Genomic DNA, 17,229 nt, shown 5'->3' on the forward strand with positions numbered 1-17,229 from the left:
TCGATGCGCGGCAGTGATTCGGACGTTCGAAGCGGCCCAGCTTCATGCATGAGTGGCGCGGACCCGTCAAGGCCCGCGCCACTCCACGTTAGATGCTCCGCCTCACTCCTCGTCAGGAGCATCGGGGAAAGCCTGCTGCGTGTAACCACCACGCAGCGTGCCTTCGATGTACGCCGCCCGGCAGGCGGCGCGCGCGATCTTGCCACTGGAGGTACGCGGAATCGAGCCCGCGGGTACCAGCAGAATGTCGCGGGCGGTGACGCCGTGGCGGGTGGAGAGCGCACCACGCACCACATCCGCGATCGGACCCGGATCGGCCTTGCCCGCACCGGGACCACGCTCGGCCACGATGACCAGCTGTTCGGAACCGTCGTCCGGGTCGAAGCTCAGGCCCGAATGACTGTCCTGCGCAAAGACTTCCGCGGGCAGCTGGTTGGCCGGAACCGAGAACGCGGCGACGAAGCCGGGGCGCAGCGCCTTGGAGGCCTCCTGTGCGGAGAACTCCAGATCCTGCGGATAGTGATTGCGGCCGTCCACGATGACCAGGTCCTTGACGCGGCCGGTGATGTACAGCTCGCCGTCCACGTACACGCCGTAGTCGCCGGTGCGCAGCCAATTGCCGTCGGCCGGAACACCTTCGGCGTGCGAGCCGTCGGCGACCCGGTTGACGATCCGGTTCCGGAAGGTCTTCTGGGTCTCCTCGGCGCGACCCCAGTAGCCGATGCCGACATTGTTGCCGTGCAACCAGATCTCGCCGACCCTGCCCTCGGGCAGTTCGGTCGCGCCCTCGGGGGCATCGACCGATTCGGGGTCCACGATGGCACCCCACTGCGAGAGCGACACATAGCCGCAGGAGACCTGGGCGATGGAGTTCGGCGTGCCCTGCTCGACCTTCACGATGTGACCGGCATTGAGTTCGGTGCGGTCGACGTAGATGACCTTGGCCTCGTCCTCGTGCCGGGTGGCGGAGACGAACAGGGTCGCCTCGGCCATGCCGTAACAGGGCTTGATGGCGGTCTTGGGCAGGCCGTACGGCGCGAACGCCTCGTTGAACTTCTTCATCGACCCGGTGGTCACCGGCTCGGAGCCGTTGATCAGGCCGATCACATTCGAAAGATCCAGCGACTCACCGGCCTTCGGCACGGCACGCGCGGCGGCGTGCTCGAACGCGAAGTTCGGTGCGGCGGCGAAGGTTCCGGCGCCGTCCGAGACCGCGGCCAGTTCCTGGATCCAGCGTGAGGGCCGGCGCACGAACGCGGACGGCGACATGATGGTGATGTACTTACCGCCCACGGCGGGCAGGATCACCGTCAGCAGACCCATGTCGTGGTACAGCGGCAGCCAGGTGACGCCGCGCGAATTCCAGTTCAGGTCCAGCGCGTTCACCATCTGCAGCACATTGGTGCCGACACCGCGGTGGGTGATCTCGACACCCGCCGGAGTGCGTGTCGAACCCGAGGTGTATTGCAGGTACGCGATATCGTCGACCGCGATATCGGGGCGGATCCACGACTCGCCGACACTGTCGGGGATCGCGTCCACCGCGATGATCCGGGGCCGCTGCGCCGCAGGGAGTCCGCGGAAGAACTGGCGGACACCGGCGGCCGAGGAGCTGGCCGTCAGGATCGCCGCGGGCGTGCAGTCACCGAGCACCGCGTGCAGGCGATCGGTGTGGCCCGGCTCGTCCGGATCGAACAGGGGTACCGAGATGGTGCCCGCATAGATGGCAGCGAAGAAGGAGATGACGTAGTCCAGGCCCTGGGGGGCCAGGATCGCGACACGATCACCACGCTTGGTCACCTGCTGAAGACGTGCAGCCACCGCGCGCAGCCGAACGCCGAACTGACTCCAGGTCAGATCCTGATAAACACCGTCGCGCTCACGTGAGTAGTCGATGTACCGGTAGGCCAGATCATCGGCGTCGTTCCCGTGCGTGTGCTTCTCGACGTAGTCGACGAGGGTGCGCCCCTCGGGAATCGTGATGTTCCCCGTTTCGTCGAGGTAATCGTCGAAAGTCTCGTCCATTCCTTCTTCTCCTCCGAGGCACACGCAGCAATGACGGCGACTATGCCGCTGTTGCCTGTGAGGCCCCGACTTTTCGCCCGCGGGGAGCTCTCGTTGAGAGCCGACCTGCAGAATTCTGTTGCGGTCTGCGCGGTGACCGTCTACTGGCTAGATGTACTCAAACCAGGGTCATGTTACAGAGGAGCCACCCTGCCATGCTCTGGACGGCTGAACATATCCCAGCTCACTCGACTCGCTAGCACGGGATCACCGGCGCGAATGTGGCTGTATGGGTGCGCAACCCGCCCGCTACGGGACGAGGATGTGAGTTGTCGCACCCGGGTTACCCGGGCGAGGGACGGCGCGGGTGTGCCGAACCCCACTGCTGTCATCAACACCTGCTCCTGGCTGTCCGGATCGAGACTCGGCACCCTACTGGCCGGTACCACGACCCGCAGCACTTTACAGCGTGACCCTGAAACTGGGGGGTCGGTCGGAACTCTCAGGAGTGCGCGGGGTGCGGGGCGTTCTCGATCAGGCCATCGGCCCAGTTGACGGTCCATTGGGTGGCCGTGGTTCCGTTGTCCTCCACCGCGTATCCGTTGTAGAGGCTGTGCACCGGATTGCCCGCGGCCTTCACCAGGGTGCCGACGCTGCCGAGCAGATTCATCGGATTCAGTGCCTGCTTGGGTGAGTCACAGATCAGGTCGCCCGGAGCGCAGATGGTGAAGGCGCGATTGGCCAACTCGCCGAAGCCTTCTCGCGGACCGGTCATGGTGATACCCGGCACGTTCAAACCGCGCAGCGACACCTCCGCGCCCACTCCGGCCGGCGGCTGCCCGATCTCGGTCGCTTGTCCAGGCCCCTGATCACGCCGTCCGTCCGCGATGACCATCACGCCCAGCACCTTCTTCGCCGGGACCGGTCCCTTGCCCGCACCGATCTGCGCGGACACGTCACCGGCGACCACCGCGCCCTGCGAGAAGCCGACGATCACGTAATTGGTGAGCGGGCAGGCCTTGTAGGTGGCGGCCAGCTTGTCGGTCGCGCGCTTGGTGCCCTCGGAACGCGAGTTGTTATAGGACTGCTGACCGTCCGGCGGCAGCGCGATCGGATTGGAGAACTGCGCCACGTACGGGACGGTGTAGACCTCCAGCCGGTCGTTCGGGAACTTCTCCCGGACCGGGTTGGAGATATTGAGCATGAGCGACGCCGGATTCGCGGACGGGTTGTGCGGATCGTCAGTGCTGTTCGACTCCCAGGTGCCGGGCACCGACAGGAACAACACGTCCGGGCAGTCGGCCGACTGCGAGGTCGGCTCCTTCGGCCCGGGCGGCTTGGGACCCGGCAACCGCAGCCGGCCCGCCAGCAGGTACCACAGCAGCAGCACCACGATGATGACGATCACGATCACGGCGATGAGCAGTAGGCAACCCGCCGGTTTCGACCGGCGTCCGGAGCGGCGTCGCGAGATGGTCACTTGTTGCAGTAACTCTTCGAGGCGACTTCGTAGTAGATCTTGCCCGCCTGATCGACGGTCATCTTCGACTCGTCGAAGGACGGATCGGAGCCCGCGATGGCGGTCACGTAGGTCATGATCTGCTCCTGGGTGGCGCCCTCGGCGGTGCCCTGGCAGACCAGGCTGCCGGCGGTGAGCGCGATATCCGGCGCGGCCGGATTGATTCCGCGCTTCTTGAGCTCCTCGAGGAAGCTCTTGTCCCGATCGGTCAGCGGCGGCGTGCCGCTGGGTGTGGTGAGGAACTGGCCCGGCACCGGCTGCGGGCGCTCGACCTGCGACACCGTGGAGGGCGCGGCCTCGGAGGTCTGCGACTGATCGGACGGGGCATTGCCGCCGGGGGCGGGGGTGACGGGGGCCGCGGTGGTCTTGGCCGTGGTCGGAGCCAGTGTGGGCGTGCTCGTCGCGGTCGAATCATTGTTGCCACAGGCGGCAAGCAGGCCGGTCGCGGCGAAGACCATCACCACGCCGAGCACCTTTCCACGGGTCCGATGCATGTGTACGTTTCCTTGATCTGTCTGCGGGCGAGCTCGAGGTCGCACCCAGGTTAGTGGCAAGTGAGCTCACCGCGCCTGCCTCGACCGTGAACCTCATACACTTCTCAGCGTCGGATTCTCCCCCGGCAGTTACCCGGTGGCAGCCCCCGGAAACCCCTACCCGTCAGTTGGGACGCACTTCGGGGCCGAGGGCCGGAATGGGCGGCGGCACAATCTCCGCAGGCAGTGCGGGCTCCGCGGGCGGTGCGACCGGCTGGGCGGGTGCGGCCGCGGGCTGCGGTGCCGGTTGCGGTGCGGGCTTGGGTTCGGCCGGGGGCGGGCCGCCGACGGGTGCGCCGATCGGCCTGCCATCGAGTCCGAACGCTTGGGCGCGTCCGTCCGCCAATACCACCGAACCGCCCTGGAAGGCTTGCTGTACAGCACCGTTCGCGGTCGTGCCCTCATCGCCGATCGGGAAGCCGAGGCCGCCGTTCTCGAAACCCTGTGCGCCCCAGGCATCCATGATCGGACCCTTGCGCACACCCCATGCCCCGGACAGCGGACTCCAATAGATATTGCCGCCCTCGAAGCCCACGAAGCGGCCGAGATCCTTCAGTGACTGCTCCTCCGCGATCGGGAAGCCGAAGGGGCTGTTCTCGAAACCGATTTGGGCGTACCGGCCCAGGATCAGGCCCTGCACCAGATGCGCCCCGGACTTGGGACTGAAATAGATGGGCCCGTTCTCGAAGCCCTGCACCACGCCGTCGCGATTCGGGGTGGCGGCCTCCGGACCGCTCGGGTAGCCCGCCGGACCGTGTTCGAAACCCTGTTTGCCCCACTGATCCAGGATCGCGCCGCGCACCATCTGCGCACCGGTCTGCGGAGACCAGTAGATGGAGCCGCTCTGGAAGGACTGGAAACGCCCGCGGCCGTCCGGCAGCGGCTGTTCACCACCGGTCGGGAAGCCCAGTCCGCTGCCCGAACCATTGAGGCCGGAGTAGCTGCCCGCGATGGCACCGGCGATCGGCTGGGCGCCGGTGGCGGGTGAGTAGAACACCATGCCATTGCGGAAATCCTGTGCCACACCACTATTGGCGACGGGGTATTCGCCGGTGAGGCAGTCGCCGAGCCAATTGTTCACCTGCAACGCACCGCCGATGGCGCCGCCGAGCTTGCAGTCACTGGGTGTGCCGTCCACGCCCAGTGACGCGGCGATCTGCGGCCAGGACTGGCGCATCTCGAAATCCCAGTACGGCCAGGTGTGCGTGCCCGACGGGCGGTAGCTCACCTGCACCGGAATGTTCAGCTTGTTCAGCTTGGTGACGAAGTTCTGAGAGCTCAAGCGGGACAGCACTTCCAGGCCCATACCCGCGTAATTGGTGGTGAGCCCGGGTAGTTCGGCGGGCGGATCGGTCGCGCCTGCGGCGCCGCTGCCGCTGGAGACGTAGAGGCCGATGCCCTTGAGCTTGTCGGCCAGTTCGTACGGATCGTGCGACTTCCACTCCGGGCTGGACGGCGGCCCGAACATGGCATTGGAGTCGAATCCGCCCGCGTCCTTCATGGCGAAATCGACCATCTGCGGCATGCCGAGCGTGGTGAGGGTGAGGAAGCCGGAGTAGGAGGCGGCGTGCCGCACCCAGCCGGGATTGCGCGCCGCGAGCATCATGGCGGCCGAACCGCCCATCGAAAGTCCGGATACCGCACGCACATTGGTGGCGCGGTACTGGCTCTCCAGCAGCGGCGGGAGTTCCTTGGTGAGGAAGGTTTCCCACTTGTAGTTGCGGCCCTGGTCGGGCTGGATCCAGTCGGTGTAGAAGCTGGATTGGCCGCCGACCGGCAGCACCACCATGACGTTCTTGTCGGCGAAGAAGCCCGCCGCACCGGCGTCTTTGGTCCAGCCGTTCTCGTCGTCGGTGGCGCGCAGGCCGTCGAGCATGAACATGACCGGGAATTTGGCGTCGGGTTTGGCGCGCCAGTCGCGCGGCAGCAGCAGCTGTATCTCGACGGGTGCGCCGGTGGCGGGCGAGTTCACCCACAGTGCCACCCGGCGATCTCCCAGCCACACCAATTTCTGCACGGTGGCGGGCGTTCCGGCGGGTACCTCGGGTTCGGCAAAGGCCAGGCCCGGCCCCGTTATTGCGCCCGCACCGCCGAAAATGCCGACAGCCAGCGGAAATACAGCAATAGCGGCGCATGCCGCCCGGCGTCGGCGCGCCCGCTTCGTCCCACGAACAACTCCAACCACATTAGTGTTGTACCCCCGATCGGGTGCGCGATCCGGTAGGACGCGCGGGAATCGGGGACACATCAGCAAACGACCGGTTTCTTTTTGGCCTCGCCCGGCACGAGTCCGCGACTACACGCCCAATGAGGCCAGAATGTCCGGCCGCGCGGCGGTCAACTGGTCTTGCCAGTAGCCCCACGAATGCGTACCCCGGGTCGGCAGGCTGTAGTGCGCGCCGATACCGAGCTCATTCATCCGCGCCATGAACGAGACGGTATTGAGCATCGAGAGTGCCTCCAGGGCCACCGCGTTCATGGTGTTGAAGGTGCCCATCGGCGAACTCGGATCATCGTGCGCGCCGAGCACGCCCCAGGACGCCGAGATGTACATGGGCAGACCACGTAATTGCGGTGCGAAGACGAACGGATCCATTCGCAGCCACTGCGGACTCCACGGCCACGCCATCGAATCCACATTGAAGCGACCGGCATCGAGCATGGCGACGCGAATGGCCTCGCGCATTCCGGGTGCTGAGATATTCAGGTACCCCGAGAACGAGGAGGCGTGCATGAACATGTCGCGGTGATAGGCGGCCAGTGCCAGCGCCGCCGATCCACCCATGGAGAGTCCGGCGATGGCATTCCTGGTGCGGGACACCCCCATCGGCTCCAGGAAGGCGGGCAGCTCCTCGGTCAGGAAGGTCTCCCACCGGTAGGTGAGCTTCTGGCCGTTGGTGCTCGAGGGCGCGCGCCAGTCGGTGTAGAAGCTGGACTGGCCGCCGACCGGCATTACCAGGGTGACATTGTCGTCGGCGAAGAGTTGCAGGGCATTTGTCTCGAATGTCCAGGCGTTGAAGTCATCTCGCGCGCGCAGACCGTCGAGCAGATACAGCGCGGCATCGCCGCCGTTCTTGGCCCACTGCACCTGCACCTTGATCGGGCCCATGCCCGACGGAACCATGAACTCCGCGAACCGCGAGCGCGGTGGGGGTGCCGGGGCGGGCTCGGCCACGGGTGCGCCCGGCGGGGCGGGCTCGGCAATGGGGGCGGGGCCGGCACCTGTCTCACCGACGGGTTCGACTGTGCCATCGGGTGATTCGCGCAGTGGCAGGGCCTGTGCGCTACCCGATATTCCCGGCAGACCTGACATTCCGGGCAACACGGCAATACCCGGCAGTGCCGCCGCCGCAATGGCGGCCGCCAATACCCGGCGCCGCCACCAGCGCCCGCGCCGGGCGATCGAACCACGCTGTGCCGAAATGGATTTGCGAACCGAACTTGGGCATGACTCACCCTGTACTGCCATCTGAATGTGCTCCTGAACCGCAAAGGGGGAACGACACCAAACGATGACCGGCGTCACGGACTCGGAGCACATTACCGGTGTGCACCGGTTAACCGGCGGGTATCTCAGTCAGCTGGCGTGTATTTCGGCTTTTCCATCGCGAAACACAATGGTGCCGTGCTGGAAATTCTGTTGCGCGCCGCCGGAAATAGGACTTTCGTCGCTAATCGGAAATCCTAGTGCCCCGGTCGGTCCCGCCGCGCCTTCATAAGCGCCGCCGATCATTCCGCCCACCGGATGCGCCCCGCCCGCCTGCGACCAGAACACCCGCCCGCCCTTGAAATCCTGCGTCACACCGCCCGCCACCGCGAACTCCGGGGTGAGACACTCCCCCAGCCACCATTTCGCCAGTGCCACAGGCGCAATCGCACCCGCCGCGGCACACTCCGGCTTGTCCGCCGCCACCCCGAGCGCGGACGCCGCCGCCGGCCAGGACTGCCGCATCTCGAAATCCCAGTACGGCCACGAATGTGTCCCGGACGGACGGTAATTCACCTGCACCGGAATGCTCAGCTTGTTCAGCTTGGCCACGAACTGCAGCGACGACGCCCGGGACAGCACCTCCAGGGCCATACCCGTCCAATTGGTGCTCACCCCCGGGATACCGGACGAAGTGTCATGCGGCCCGGCCAATCCACTGCCGCTGGAGACATACAGACTCACGCCCTTGAGACGCTCGGCCAGCGCGTACGGGTCGTGGGTGCCCCACTCCGCATCGGTGTACGACCCCCACATGGCATCGGTGTCGAAGCCCCCCGCATCACGGGTCGCGTACTGAATCGCCTGTGGCATACCGAGAGTGGTGAGGGTGAGCAGGCCGGAGAAGGATGCCGCGTAGCGCGCGAAGCCGGGATTGCGGCCCGCGAGGGTCATGGCCGCGGTACCGCCCATGGACAATCCCGAGATGCCGCGCACATTGCTGGTGCGCCAATCCTTGTCCAGCAGTGGCGGTAATTCCTTGGTGAGGAACGTTTCCCACCGATAGTTCTTGCCGTTGTCGGGTCTGCGCCAGTCGGTGTACCAACCGGCCCGTCCACCCACCGGCAGTACCACGGTGACGTTCTTGTCCGCGTAAAAGCCTTCGGCCCCAGCGTCTTTCGTCCAGCCGCTGGCATCGTCGGCGGCACTAATACCGTCCAGCATGAGCAGCATCGGGAATCGATCGGCGGGCTTGGCGTTCCAGTCTCGCGCCAGCAGCAGCTGCACCTGAATCCGGGTGCCCATCGCGGGTGAATCGATCCACAGCGCGACGCGTCTGTCGGTCAGCCACACCACATTTCGTATCGCCGGTGTAGTCGGTGGGGCCGCCGCCGGATCGGCGGCCGCCGTTCCCCCTCCGATCCAGACCGTAGTGACCGCCACGAGCGCTATGAAACCTCTGCGCCCCTGCCTCCCCCGTCTGTCACCTGCCACACGCGCCACAATAGTTTTCTACCGTCTCACCGCGAATTATGGGGAGCCAGAGGAAAACCCGCCGGATCACGACCTCATTTATCGCAGTAGCTCGCGATGGCGACCTCGTAGTAGATCTTGCCGACCTGATCGACCGGCATGCCCAACTGTTCGAAGTTCGGATCGGATCCGGCGATGGCATCGACGAAGGTCAGGATCTGATCCTGCGACGCGCCACCGGATTTGCCCTGGCACACCATGGTTCCGGCCGAGACCGCGGTCTGCGGCATGGCCGGGGTGATACCGCGCTTGGCGAGTGCGGCGAGGTACGCCTTGTCCTTGTCGGTCAGGGCCGGGGTATCGGTGGGCAGGAATTGCGTCGGCACCGGAGCCGGTCGCTCCGAGGAGACCGAGGCGCCCGGATCCGGCTCGGTGGTGGACGGCTGCGCCGATTCCGTGGTCGGCGCGGCCGAGGTGGTGAGTACGGCCGAGGGTGCGGAGGTGGCGCCGGCCGCGCTGGTGACGGTCGCTCGGGAGGTGCTCGTGGCGGTCGAGTCGTCGCTGCCGCAGGCGGTCAGCAGTGCGGCCGCGGCGCAGGCGGCCAGCACCCCGATAATCCTGTTACGGGTCCGGTACATGGATTGGCTACCTCGCAGTCGCTCTCGGCATACGGTCAGCCACCACGCTAGCCGGTTTCAGCGAGCGAGTTGATCCACGATCCATCGCGTGGTTTCGGTGCTGGACCGAAGGCTGGAGTGCCCGACGGCGGCCGCACTCGGAAAGAGGTCCTCGTAGAAGGTGGTGCGCACGCCCGGTTCGTCGATGACCGAGCAGGTGGTGGCCGGTGTCGCGAATTCGTCGTTGCGGGTGGACAGCACCGAGTACCGCACGCCGGGCTGGGTGATCGGACCGTCGAAGACGGCGTGGTAGACCTCGGACTGCGGGGTCAACTGCACGGCGACCGCCATCTCGGGCGATACCGCGGAGAGTCCGGCCGCCAGGAAGGGGAGTTCCGCGAGCACCTGCGCGGGGGTGATCGGCGAGTTCTCGATGCCGAATTGGGTCAGGAAACCCGAACCGTCGCAGCCCCGGGCCTCGGGCGCGAGGAATATCGCGTGTGCGACCTGGGGCGCGCCACCCAGCACCTTGAGGAAGTAGTTGGAGACGACCGTGCCGACCGAGTGCGCGACGATATCGACCTGATCGGCCCCGGTGCGCCCGCGGACCGCCGCGATGAAGTCCGCGGTTTGCCGCGCGCTCGCGGGAAGGTCACCGGCCCAGCGCTTCCCATTGAGGATGCCGCCCTGGAAGACCAGGGTGCAGTAGCCCGCGCCACGCAGCGCGCGCAGCACCGGACCCCACTGCTCCGAGGTCTCCGCGGTGGTGCCGTCCCCGCCGGGGAGCACCACCACCGGGTGTGGATGCGCTGGTGAGGGCAGGCAGTCGATGGCCGGCTCGATGGTCGTGCCGGCGACCGTTCCGGCAATGGGCGCCGGTCCGGCGGGCTCCGCACCAGCGGGTACCGTGGCGATCAGTCCGATCATTGCCGCGGTCACTCCCGCGGTGAACAACATTCTCATGCGCTGCACTACCTTTCGAGAACTCCGCCGAATGGGTGTCGCGAAACGTTTGCCAGAGCATGTCTACTCGGACCGGGCGCGGCACTGTGCGCGGCGCGCGGTAACGAGAATTCCCGCGACGGTGTGTCCTACGGCACGAACCTCTTCAGCTGCCGGTGCAAACACGACAGACTCGGATGGTGCGAGGCATCATCCTCGCGGGGGGTACGGGATCGCGTCTGCATCCGATCACCCGCGGCGCGAGCAAACAATTGATTCCCGTCTACGACAAGCCGATGATCTACTACCCGCTGTCGACCCTGATGCTGGCGGGGATTCGCGACATTCTGATCATCACCACCGCCGACGACGCGGCCACGTTCACCAGACTGCTCGGCGACGGGTCCCAGTTCGGCATCGCGCTCAGCTATGTGGTGCAGCCCGAACCCAATGGGCTGGCACAGGCTTTCCTGCTCGGCGCGGACCACATCGGCACCGACAGCGTGGCATTGATATTGGGCGACAACATCTTTCACGGTCCCGGCCTGGGCACCGGGCTGCGTCGCTTCGCCGATATCGAGGGCGGCGCGGTATTCGCCTACCCGGTGGCGAACCCGCAGGACTACGGGGTGGTCGAATTCGCTTCGGGCCGAGTGCTTTCCATCGAGGAGAAGCCGGCCGTGCCGCGGTCGAACCACGTGGTTCCGGGTCTGTACTTCTACGACAACGACGTGGTGGAGATCGCCCGCGGACTACGGCCGTCGGCGCGCGGCGAATACGAGATCACCGATGTCAATCAGGTCTATCTCGACCGGGGTGAGCTGCGGGTGGAGGTGCTGACGCGCGGTGCCATGTGGCTCGACACCGGCACCTTCGATTCACTACTGGACGCCGCCAACTATGTGCACACCATCGAGAAGCGCCAGGGCTCGAAAGTCGGTGCGCCCGAAGAGGTCGCGTGGCAGCAGGGCTTCATCGACGATGAGCAGCTGCGCACCCTGGCCAAACCGCTGCTGAAGTCCGGGTACGGCGCCTACCTGCTCGGGTTGCTGAAGGAACGGGCGCTATGACGCATCAGGTTCGCGAATTGTCGATTCCGGGGGCGTGGGAGTTCACGCCCACCCGGTTCCACGATGAACGGGGGGTGTTCGCCGAGACCTATCGGTCCTCGGCCTTCGAAAAGGTGGCCGGCCGCCCGTTCGAGTTGTGCCAGATCAACTCCTCGATGTCTGCGGCCGGCGTGCTGCGGGGCATCCATTACACCGAAAATCCGCCGGGGCAGGCGAAATACGTCACCTGTGTGCGGGGGGCGCTGCTCGATGTGGTGGTGGATCTGCGTCCCGGCTCGCCCACGTACGGGCAGTGGGACAGTGTGCTGCTCGATGATGTGCATCGCCGCTCGGTGTATTTGGCCGAGGGAATGGGGCACGCCATTCTCTCGCTGGAGGACGATTCCACGGTGCTGTATCTGTGTTCACGCGAATACGATCCGGCGCTGGAGCGGGAAATCGACGCCCTGGACCCGGATCTCGCGATCGCCTGGCCGACCCGGGGTCGTGACGGCAGGCCGCTGGAATTGCGCCGCTCGGCCAAGGATGCCGCCGCACCCGGCTGGCGCGACCGATAGGTGCATGGAATCACAGGCGCCGCAACATCTTTCGATCCGACGGTGATTCGAATACCGGTATAGGCTCGGCCGGGTGAGAGTTGCAGTGCTTACGTATGGGTCACGTGGCGATTTCCAACCCCACCTGGCGGTCGCGGACGAGTTGCGCACGCGCGGTCACGATGTCGTGGTAGCAGCCAATAAGAACAATCTCGAGGCGGTGCGCCGGGCCGGAATCACCGCGGTGCCGATTCCGGTCGATATTCGCGCGTTTCTCTCCTCGCCGGCGGCACAGCGGTTTCTCTTCGCGAATGGAATTCTGGATCTCCCGGGGAAATTGGAGTTCGCCCGGCGGATCGCGCGACTGGAGGCCATTCGCGGTGGCGAGGTGGACGATGCGCTGATCCAGGCGTGCGAGGGCGCCGACCTGGTGGTCACCGGGCCGATGATCTTCGCCCGCGCCCAGACCATTACCGAGCGCTCGGGTCAGCCGTTGGTCGGCTGTCTGCCCTTTCCGATCGAACGGTCCCGCGAGTTCTCCTCCCCGCACATCTACGACCGTCCGCTGCCGACGCCACTGCTGCGCCGGGCCTCGCACACGGTTTTCGAACAGGCCTTCCTGCAGGCGAATCGCGCCGGCCTGCGCCGCCTGCGCCGCAAACTGAAAATGCCGGAGCAGGTGCCGAATCCGTTCGCACGGCTGCGGGAGCTGGGCACGCCGATGGAATTGCTGGTCAGTCCGGTGCTGTTCCCGAAGCCGCGGGATTGGCCGGACCGGTGCACCATCGGTGGTACGCCGATTCTGTCCGAGCGGCAGCGGGCGGCGTGGGGCGAGGTGGCGCTCGATCCCGGTCTGGAGGCTTGGCTCGCGGCGGATGAAGCGCCGATCTTCTTCAGCCTGGGCAGTATTCCGGTCGAGGATCCGGTCGCGCATCTGGCGATGATCACCGAGGTGACCACGCGGCTGGGTGCCCGGGCGCTGGTCGCCGCGGGCTATACGAACTTTCCGCTGGGTCCGTCGGCCGACGGCCGGGTCATGGTGTGCGGGCCGCTGGACTACGACAAGGTGCTGCCGCGCTGCCGGGCAGCGGTACACGCGGGCGGCCCCGGGACCACGCACGATGTGGCGCGGGCGGGCATCCCGTCGGTCGTCACACCGGTCTTCGGCGACCAGATCCTGTGGGGCTGGCGGGTTTCCGCGGCCGGGATCGGCGTGGACATCACCTACCGCAAGCTGACCGAGCAGCGCCTGCTGGACGCGCTGGCGCGGGTCACCGAGTCCGATGTGCGCGCGCGGGCGACCGCGGCCGGGGCGGCGATCGCCGGTGAGCGGGGCGCCCAGCATATGTGCGACACCATCGAGCGTCATGCCGCCGGATGAACGGGCGAGGGCGGTGACTTCGGTCGAGGTGGCGGAGATCCGGCGGCCGCTGAGTGCGTACGAGCACGGCTTCGCGACTATTCACGATATCTCGCCGCTGAATGTCGTTGCGTGGGTTCGGGTTCGGGGCGAGGTGCGCGCCGAGTGGCTGGCGCGTGCCGCGGCGTGGGTGGTCGCCGCGCATCCGCTGTTGCGGGTGCGCGTCGGTCCGGGGCAGCGGGGCCGCCGCGAGTTCGAACCGGTGGCGGGTGCGCGGCTGCCGATCCGCACGGTATCGGCCGCGCCGCAGGATGATGCGGCGGCATTCCGGGAGATCGACGAGGTGGAGTTGTGCACGCCGATCGATCAGCGGCACGCGCCATTGGTGCGGATGGTGGATATCGTGCACGCGGCGGGCACGACGCAGGAGGCGCACGATCTGATCCTCACCGGTGCGCATGTCATCGTGGACGCGACCGCACTGCTCGCGCTGTTGCGGCAGATCATCACGGCCGCAGCGGAATTCGATGAGCTTCCGGTCGATGCCGGGCATCCGGCGCCGTACGATCTGATCCCGGCGCGCGCTCGTGGTCTGGGGCGAACGGCCGCGGTCATGCTGGGCGATCAGCTGATCGGGGCGGTGCGGCGACCGCGCCGAGTCACGGTGGACGACTGGGTTCCGATCCCGCAGCGGCGCACACGGCTGTTGTCCCGGACCATTGCCGGCGAACGAGTCGAGGCGCTGCTGCACGCGTGCCGGCGGGAGCAGACCACGGTGCACGGCGCGCTGGCGGCGGCACTGGCCGGCGCGGTGGGCGCTGATCTGGTTCCGGGCGGGACGGGGCGGGTCACCATCGGCTCGGCGGTCGACCTGCGCGCCGATCTGATTCCGGTGGTCGGCCCGGACGAGCTGGGTTCCTATGTCACGGACCTGCCCGGTCATATCGCCTTCGGCCCGGCGGTGAACTTCTGGGACACCGCGCGTATGGCATCACGGAATATTGTGCGGCGCAAGGATTTCGGGCAGCATCTGACGACCCTCACCGCGGCCCGGCTGCTGTTCCCGCAGCGCTGGGCGAACACGAATCGGCGGGTGATCACCTTCCTGGACCGGCAGGGCCCGTTCGGCGTCGGCCTGTCGAATCTGGGCCGGATCGACTTCCCGGATCGGGTCGGCGCCTGGGAGTTGTCGGACGCGCAATTCACCGCGAGCACTCCCACCGGTCGCATCAGTTGTTCGGTGACGACCGGCGCGAGCGCGCTGCACTGGAACTTCAGCTATGTGGCGGGCCTGGTCGCCACGCCGCGCGCCGAACGCATCGCGGGGGACGCGGTCGCGGCGGTGCTCGCCGCCATCGATACCTGAGCGGCCAGTTCGGGCATCGCCTCGGCGAGCGCGAAACGCCAGTGCCGCAAGGGTTCCAGCCCCGCCGCCCGCCACCGCTCGTGCCCGAGGGCGCTGAAGGGCGGGCGGGCGGCCGGATCGTTGCGCGCGGAGGTGGGGATGGGCAGCACCCGATCTGGATCCGCGCCGGCGTACCGGAAGACCTCGCGCGCCAGCTCCCACCAGGTGGTCCGGCCGGCATTGGTGCCGTGATAGATACCCGCCGGCGCGGTGCCGTAGTCGATCTCGGCAATGCGGCCGGCCAGGTCCCGCGACCAGGTGGGTTGTCCCACTTGGTCGTTCACGACCTCGATGGTGGCGTGTTCGCGTTCCAGTTTCAGCATGGTGTTCACGAAGTTGCGGCCGTGGCCGCCGTAGACCCAGGCGGTGCGGATGACGAAGCCGCGGAACGGCAGCAGTTCCAGTACGGCGCGCTCGCCGAGCAGTTTCGTTCTGCCGTAGGCGTTCACGGGCCGCGGGGTGTCATATTCCGCGTACGGCGTGCGGGCGGTCCCGTCGAAGACGTAGTCGGTGGAGATGTGCACGAGCGTGGCATCGGTTGCGGCACAGGTGACGGCGAGATTGCGTACCGCGTGGGCATTGACGGCCAGGGCCTCCGGCTCGGCGGTCTCGGCGGCATTGGCATTGGTCCAGGCCGCGCAGTTGACGACGATGCCGCAGCGCAGGCCGCGCAGCACCTCGTCCACCGCCGCGCCGTCGCGGATGTCGAGTGCGGCGCGATCGAGCGCGATGATCTCCCCCAGCTGCCGAGATCGCAACTGCTCGACCAGTTCTCGTCCGAGGAGCCCGCCCGCCCCGGTGACCAGCCAGCGCCGTCCGGCCGGTGAGCTGTCGATTTTCGTCATGGTTCCCTCCCCCACCCGTGCCCGGTCCGGGCACGGACTCCGCTCTCGCTACTGCTTTTCGCGTCTGGTCAGCGTCATGGGCAGGCCCTGTGAGGGGCCGCCGGGGAATCGGAAGCGCCAGGACATGTCGTAGCCGTCCGGCAGCGTCCATTCGTATTCGCGCAGCATGGCGTCGAGCACGGTGAAGACCTTCATGGTGCCGAAATCCATGCCGATGCATTTGTGATGCCCGGCGCCGAACGGCACCCACGACGCCCGGTGCGCGCGATCCTCGCGGCGCGGCTCGGCGAACCGCTCGGGATCGAAAGTCTGTGGCCGCGACCAGTATTCGGGCAGCAGGCCATTGAGACCGGTGCATACGCTCACCAGCTGCCCGGCGGGCACGAAGTGGCCGTGCAGTTCGGTGTCGTGCACCGTGCGGCGCAGTTGGGTGGGTGTGGCGGGCAGCAGTCGCATGCTCTCCTTGATGACCAGGTCGAGCACGCCGAGCCCGCGCATACCGGCGGCGTCGAGTGGTCCGTCGCCGCGGGCGAGGGACTCCTCGCGGGCGCGCTGCTGCCATTGCGGGTACAGGCCCAGGAAGTAGATGGTGGCCGCCGCGGTGTAGACCGTGGTGTCACCGGAGGCGAGCAGGGTGAGGATCATGTGATCGGCGATCTCGGCATCGGTGAGGCCCTCGCCGTTCTGATCGGTGGCACGGCACACGATCGAGAAGAAGTCCGCGCCCTCGCGCGCGCGGGCGGCGGGGACGGCGGCGGCGAGGCAGTCCTGCAACCACTTTCGCGCCTTCATGCCGCGGTACCAGGGGGAGCCCGGTATCGGAGCGCGCACCGAGGTCATGATGGCCATCTCGCAGGCTTCGATGGCGCGCATGATTCGCTCGCCGTCGCGCTGGTACGGCTCGGACAGGAAGATCTCGGTGGACGCGGCCATGGAGAGTCGCCGGACGGCCGGCAGCATCCGCATGGTCCGGCCGGTGGGCCACGCCGCCACGGCGCGCTCGATGGCGGTCGCCGAGGGCCTTTGATAGCTGTTCAGCGATTGTTCGGTGTATGCGTTCTGAATCATCCGGCGGTGCCTGCGGTGCACATCGCCGTCCCGCATGACCAGGCCGCCCTCGAACCACGGTCCGATATATCCCCAGCCGCTGGCGTACGCCTTGTCCTTGTTGGTGAGCACCGCTTGGACCGCGTCCGAGCCCGCCACCGAGAGGAACTTCAGCCCGATGCCGTAGAACCAGGCGACGTCACCGTGCCGGCGATGCAGTTCGTACTGGAACGCCGGACCGTACTGCATGTAGTCGAGCATCATGCCCACGAACGGCAGGCCCCGGTCGCCGGTCACCGGTTTCAGCGCACTGCCGGCGGGTGCGGCGGCCAGCTCCGCGGGGCGCAGTGGCCTGCGCGCCAGCAGCTTGTCGGCCCACCGCCCGGTCGGCGCCCCGATGATCCTGACTTCGCTTGTGCCCGAGTTCTTTTCGTTAACCGTATGTGCCATG

The 17,229-nt window shown here is 67.0% G+C and carries 13 protein-coding genes and 1 pseudogene; 4 read left to right on the forward strand and 10 right to left on the reverse strand.

The genetic code is table 11. The features are described from left to right. Positions 1 to 102: 102 nt before the first annotated feature. The 8 genes and pseudogenes from fadD32 to GFY24_RS01440 all read right to left on the reverse strand — a co-directional run bounded on the left by fadD32 (position 103) and on the right by GFY24_RS01440 (position 10,536). Positions 103 to 2,025: a long-chain-fatty-acid--AMP ligase FadD32 gene (fadD32, locus tag GFY24_RS01405; RefSeq protein WP_153803102.1), complete on the reverse strand. Its 1,923-nt coding sequence runs from the start codon at positions 2,023 to 2,025 to the stop codon at positions 103 to 105. A gap of 481 nt (positions 2,026 to 2,506) precedes the next feature. Next, on the reverse strand, positions 2,507 to 3,478 hold the full coding sequence (locus tag GFY24_RS01410) for a cutinase family protein (RefSeq protein ID WP_375335992.1): 972 nt from the start codon (positions 3,476 to 3,478) through the stop codon (positions 2,507 to 2,509). Between the two features lie 2 nt (positions 3,479 to 3,480). After that, entirely contained in the window at positions 3,481 to 4,017 is a 537-nt protein-coding gene (locus tag GFY24_RS01415) for a DUF732 domain-containing protein (RefSeq protein ID WP_228565893.1), read from the reverse strand. Between the two features lie 163 nt (positions 4,018 to 4,180). Next, positions 4,181 to 6,241 (reverse strand): alpha/beta hydrolase-fold protein, encoded by a 2,061-nt coding sequence (locus tag GFY24_RS01420; protein WP_375335982.1) that lies wholly within the window; start codon positions 6,239 to 6,241, stop codon positions 4,181 to 4,183. 111 nt (positions 6,242 to 6,352) lie between these two features. Beyond that, positions 6,353 to 7,369: an alpha/beta hydrolase family protein gene (locus GFY24_RS01425; RefSeq protein WP_153803481.1), complete on the reverse strand. Its 1,017-nt coding sequence runs from the start codon at positions 7,367 to 7,369 to the stop codon at positions 6,353 to 6,355. 303 nt (positions 7,370 to 7,672) lie between these two features. Then, a pseudogene (locus GFY24_RS01430) lies at positions 7,673 to 8,986 on the reverse strand (alpha/beta hydrolase-fold protein); the annotation flags it as partial. A gap of 65 nt (positions 8,987 to 9,051) precedes the next feature. Further along, positions 9,052 to 9,594, reverse strand: coding sequence for a DUF732 domain-containing protein (locus GFY24_RS01435; RefSeq protein ID WP_153803104.1), 543 nt, complete (start codon positions 9,592 to 9,594; stop codon positions 9,052 to 9,054). Between the two features lie 57 nt (positions 9,595 to 9,651). Next, on the reverse strand, positions 9,652 to 10,536 hold the full coding sequence (locus GFY24_RS01440) for a triacylglycerol lipase (protein WP_153803105.1): 885 nt from the start codon (positions 10,534 to 10,536) through the stop codon (positions 9,652 to 9,654). Positions 10,537 to 10,715: 179 nt separating this feature from the next. Here GFY24_RS01440 and rfbA point away from each other — a divergent pair, with 179 nt between their 5' ends. The 4 genes from rfbA (at position 10,716) to GFY24_RS01460 (ending at position 14,847) form a co-directional block, all read left to right on the forward strand. Next, on the forward strand, positions 10,716 to 11,585 hold the full coding sequence (rfbA, locus tag GFY24_RS01445) for a glucose-1-phosphate thymidylyltransferase RfbA (protein ID WP_309230412.1): 870 nt from the start codon (positions 10,716 to 10,718) through the stop codon (positions 11,583 to 11,585). Further along, positions 11,582 to 12,142, forward strand: a complete 561-nt coding sequence (locus GFY24_RS01450) for a dTDP-4-dehydrorhamnose 3,5-epimerase family protein (RefSeq protein ID WP_153803107.1) — start codon at positions 11,582 to 11,584, stop codon at positions 12,140 to 12,142. Before rfbA ends, GFY24_RS01450 begins: the two co-directional genes overlap by 4 nt. 73 nt (positions 12,143 to 12,215) lie before the next feature. Then, positions 12,216 to 13,502: a glycosyltransferase gene (locus GFY24_RS43255; RefSeq protein ID WP_153803108.1), complete on the forward strand. Its 1,287-nt coding sequence runs from the start codon at positions 12,216 to 12,218 to the stop codon at positions 13,500 to 13,502. Between the two features lie 13 nt (positions 13,503 to 13,515). After that, the gene (locus GFY24_RS01460) at positions 13,516 to 14,847 is read left to right on the forward strand and encodes a hypothetical protein (protein ID WP_153803109.1); all 1,332 of its coding nucleotides are present in this window, start codon (positions 13,516 to 13,518) and stop codon (positions 14,845 to 14,847) included. On the opposite strand, the gene rfbD is transcribed toward GFY24_RS01460, so the two are convergent. Together rfbD and GFY24_RS01470 are read right to left on the reverse strand one after the other, a co-directional pair. After that, positions 14,760 to 15,731 (reverse strand): dTDP-4-dehydrorhamnose reductase, encoded by a 972-nt coding sequence (gene rfbD, locus GFY24_RS01465; RefSeq protein WP_153803110.1) that lies wholly within the window; start codon positions 15,729 to 15,731, stop codon positions 14,760 to 14,762. The two genes, GFY24_RS01460 and rfbD, sit on opposite strands and share 88 nt — an antisense overlap. 48 nt (positions 15,732 to 15,779) lie before the next feature. Next, complete coding sequence (locus GFY24_RS01470) at positions 15,780 to 17,228, reverse strand: cytochrome P450 (protein WP_194852705.1); 1,449 nt, start codon at positions 17,226 to 17,228, stop codon at positions 15,780 to 15,782. Position 17,229: the final 1 nt, after the last annotated feature.

The sequence above is a fragment of the Nocardia sp. SYP-A9097 genome, assembly GCF_009649815.1.
Taxonomy (GTDB): domain Bacteria; phylum Actinomycetota; class Actinomycetes; order Mycobacteriales; family Mycobacteriaceae; genus Nocardia.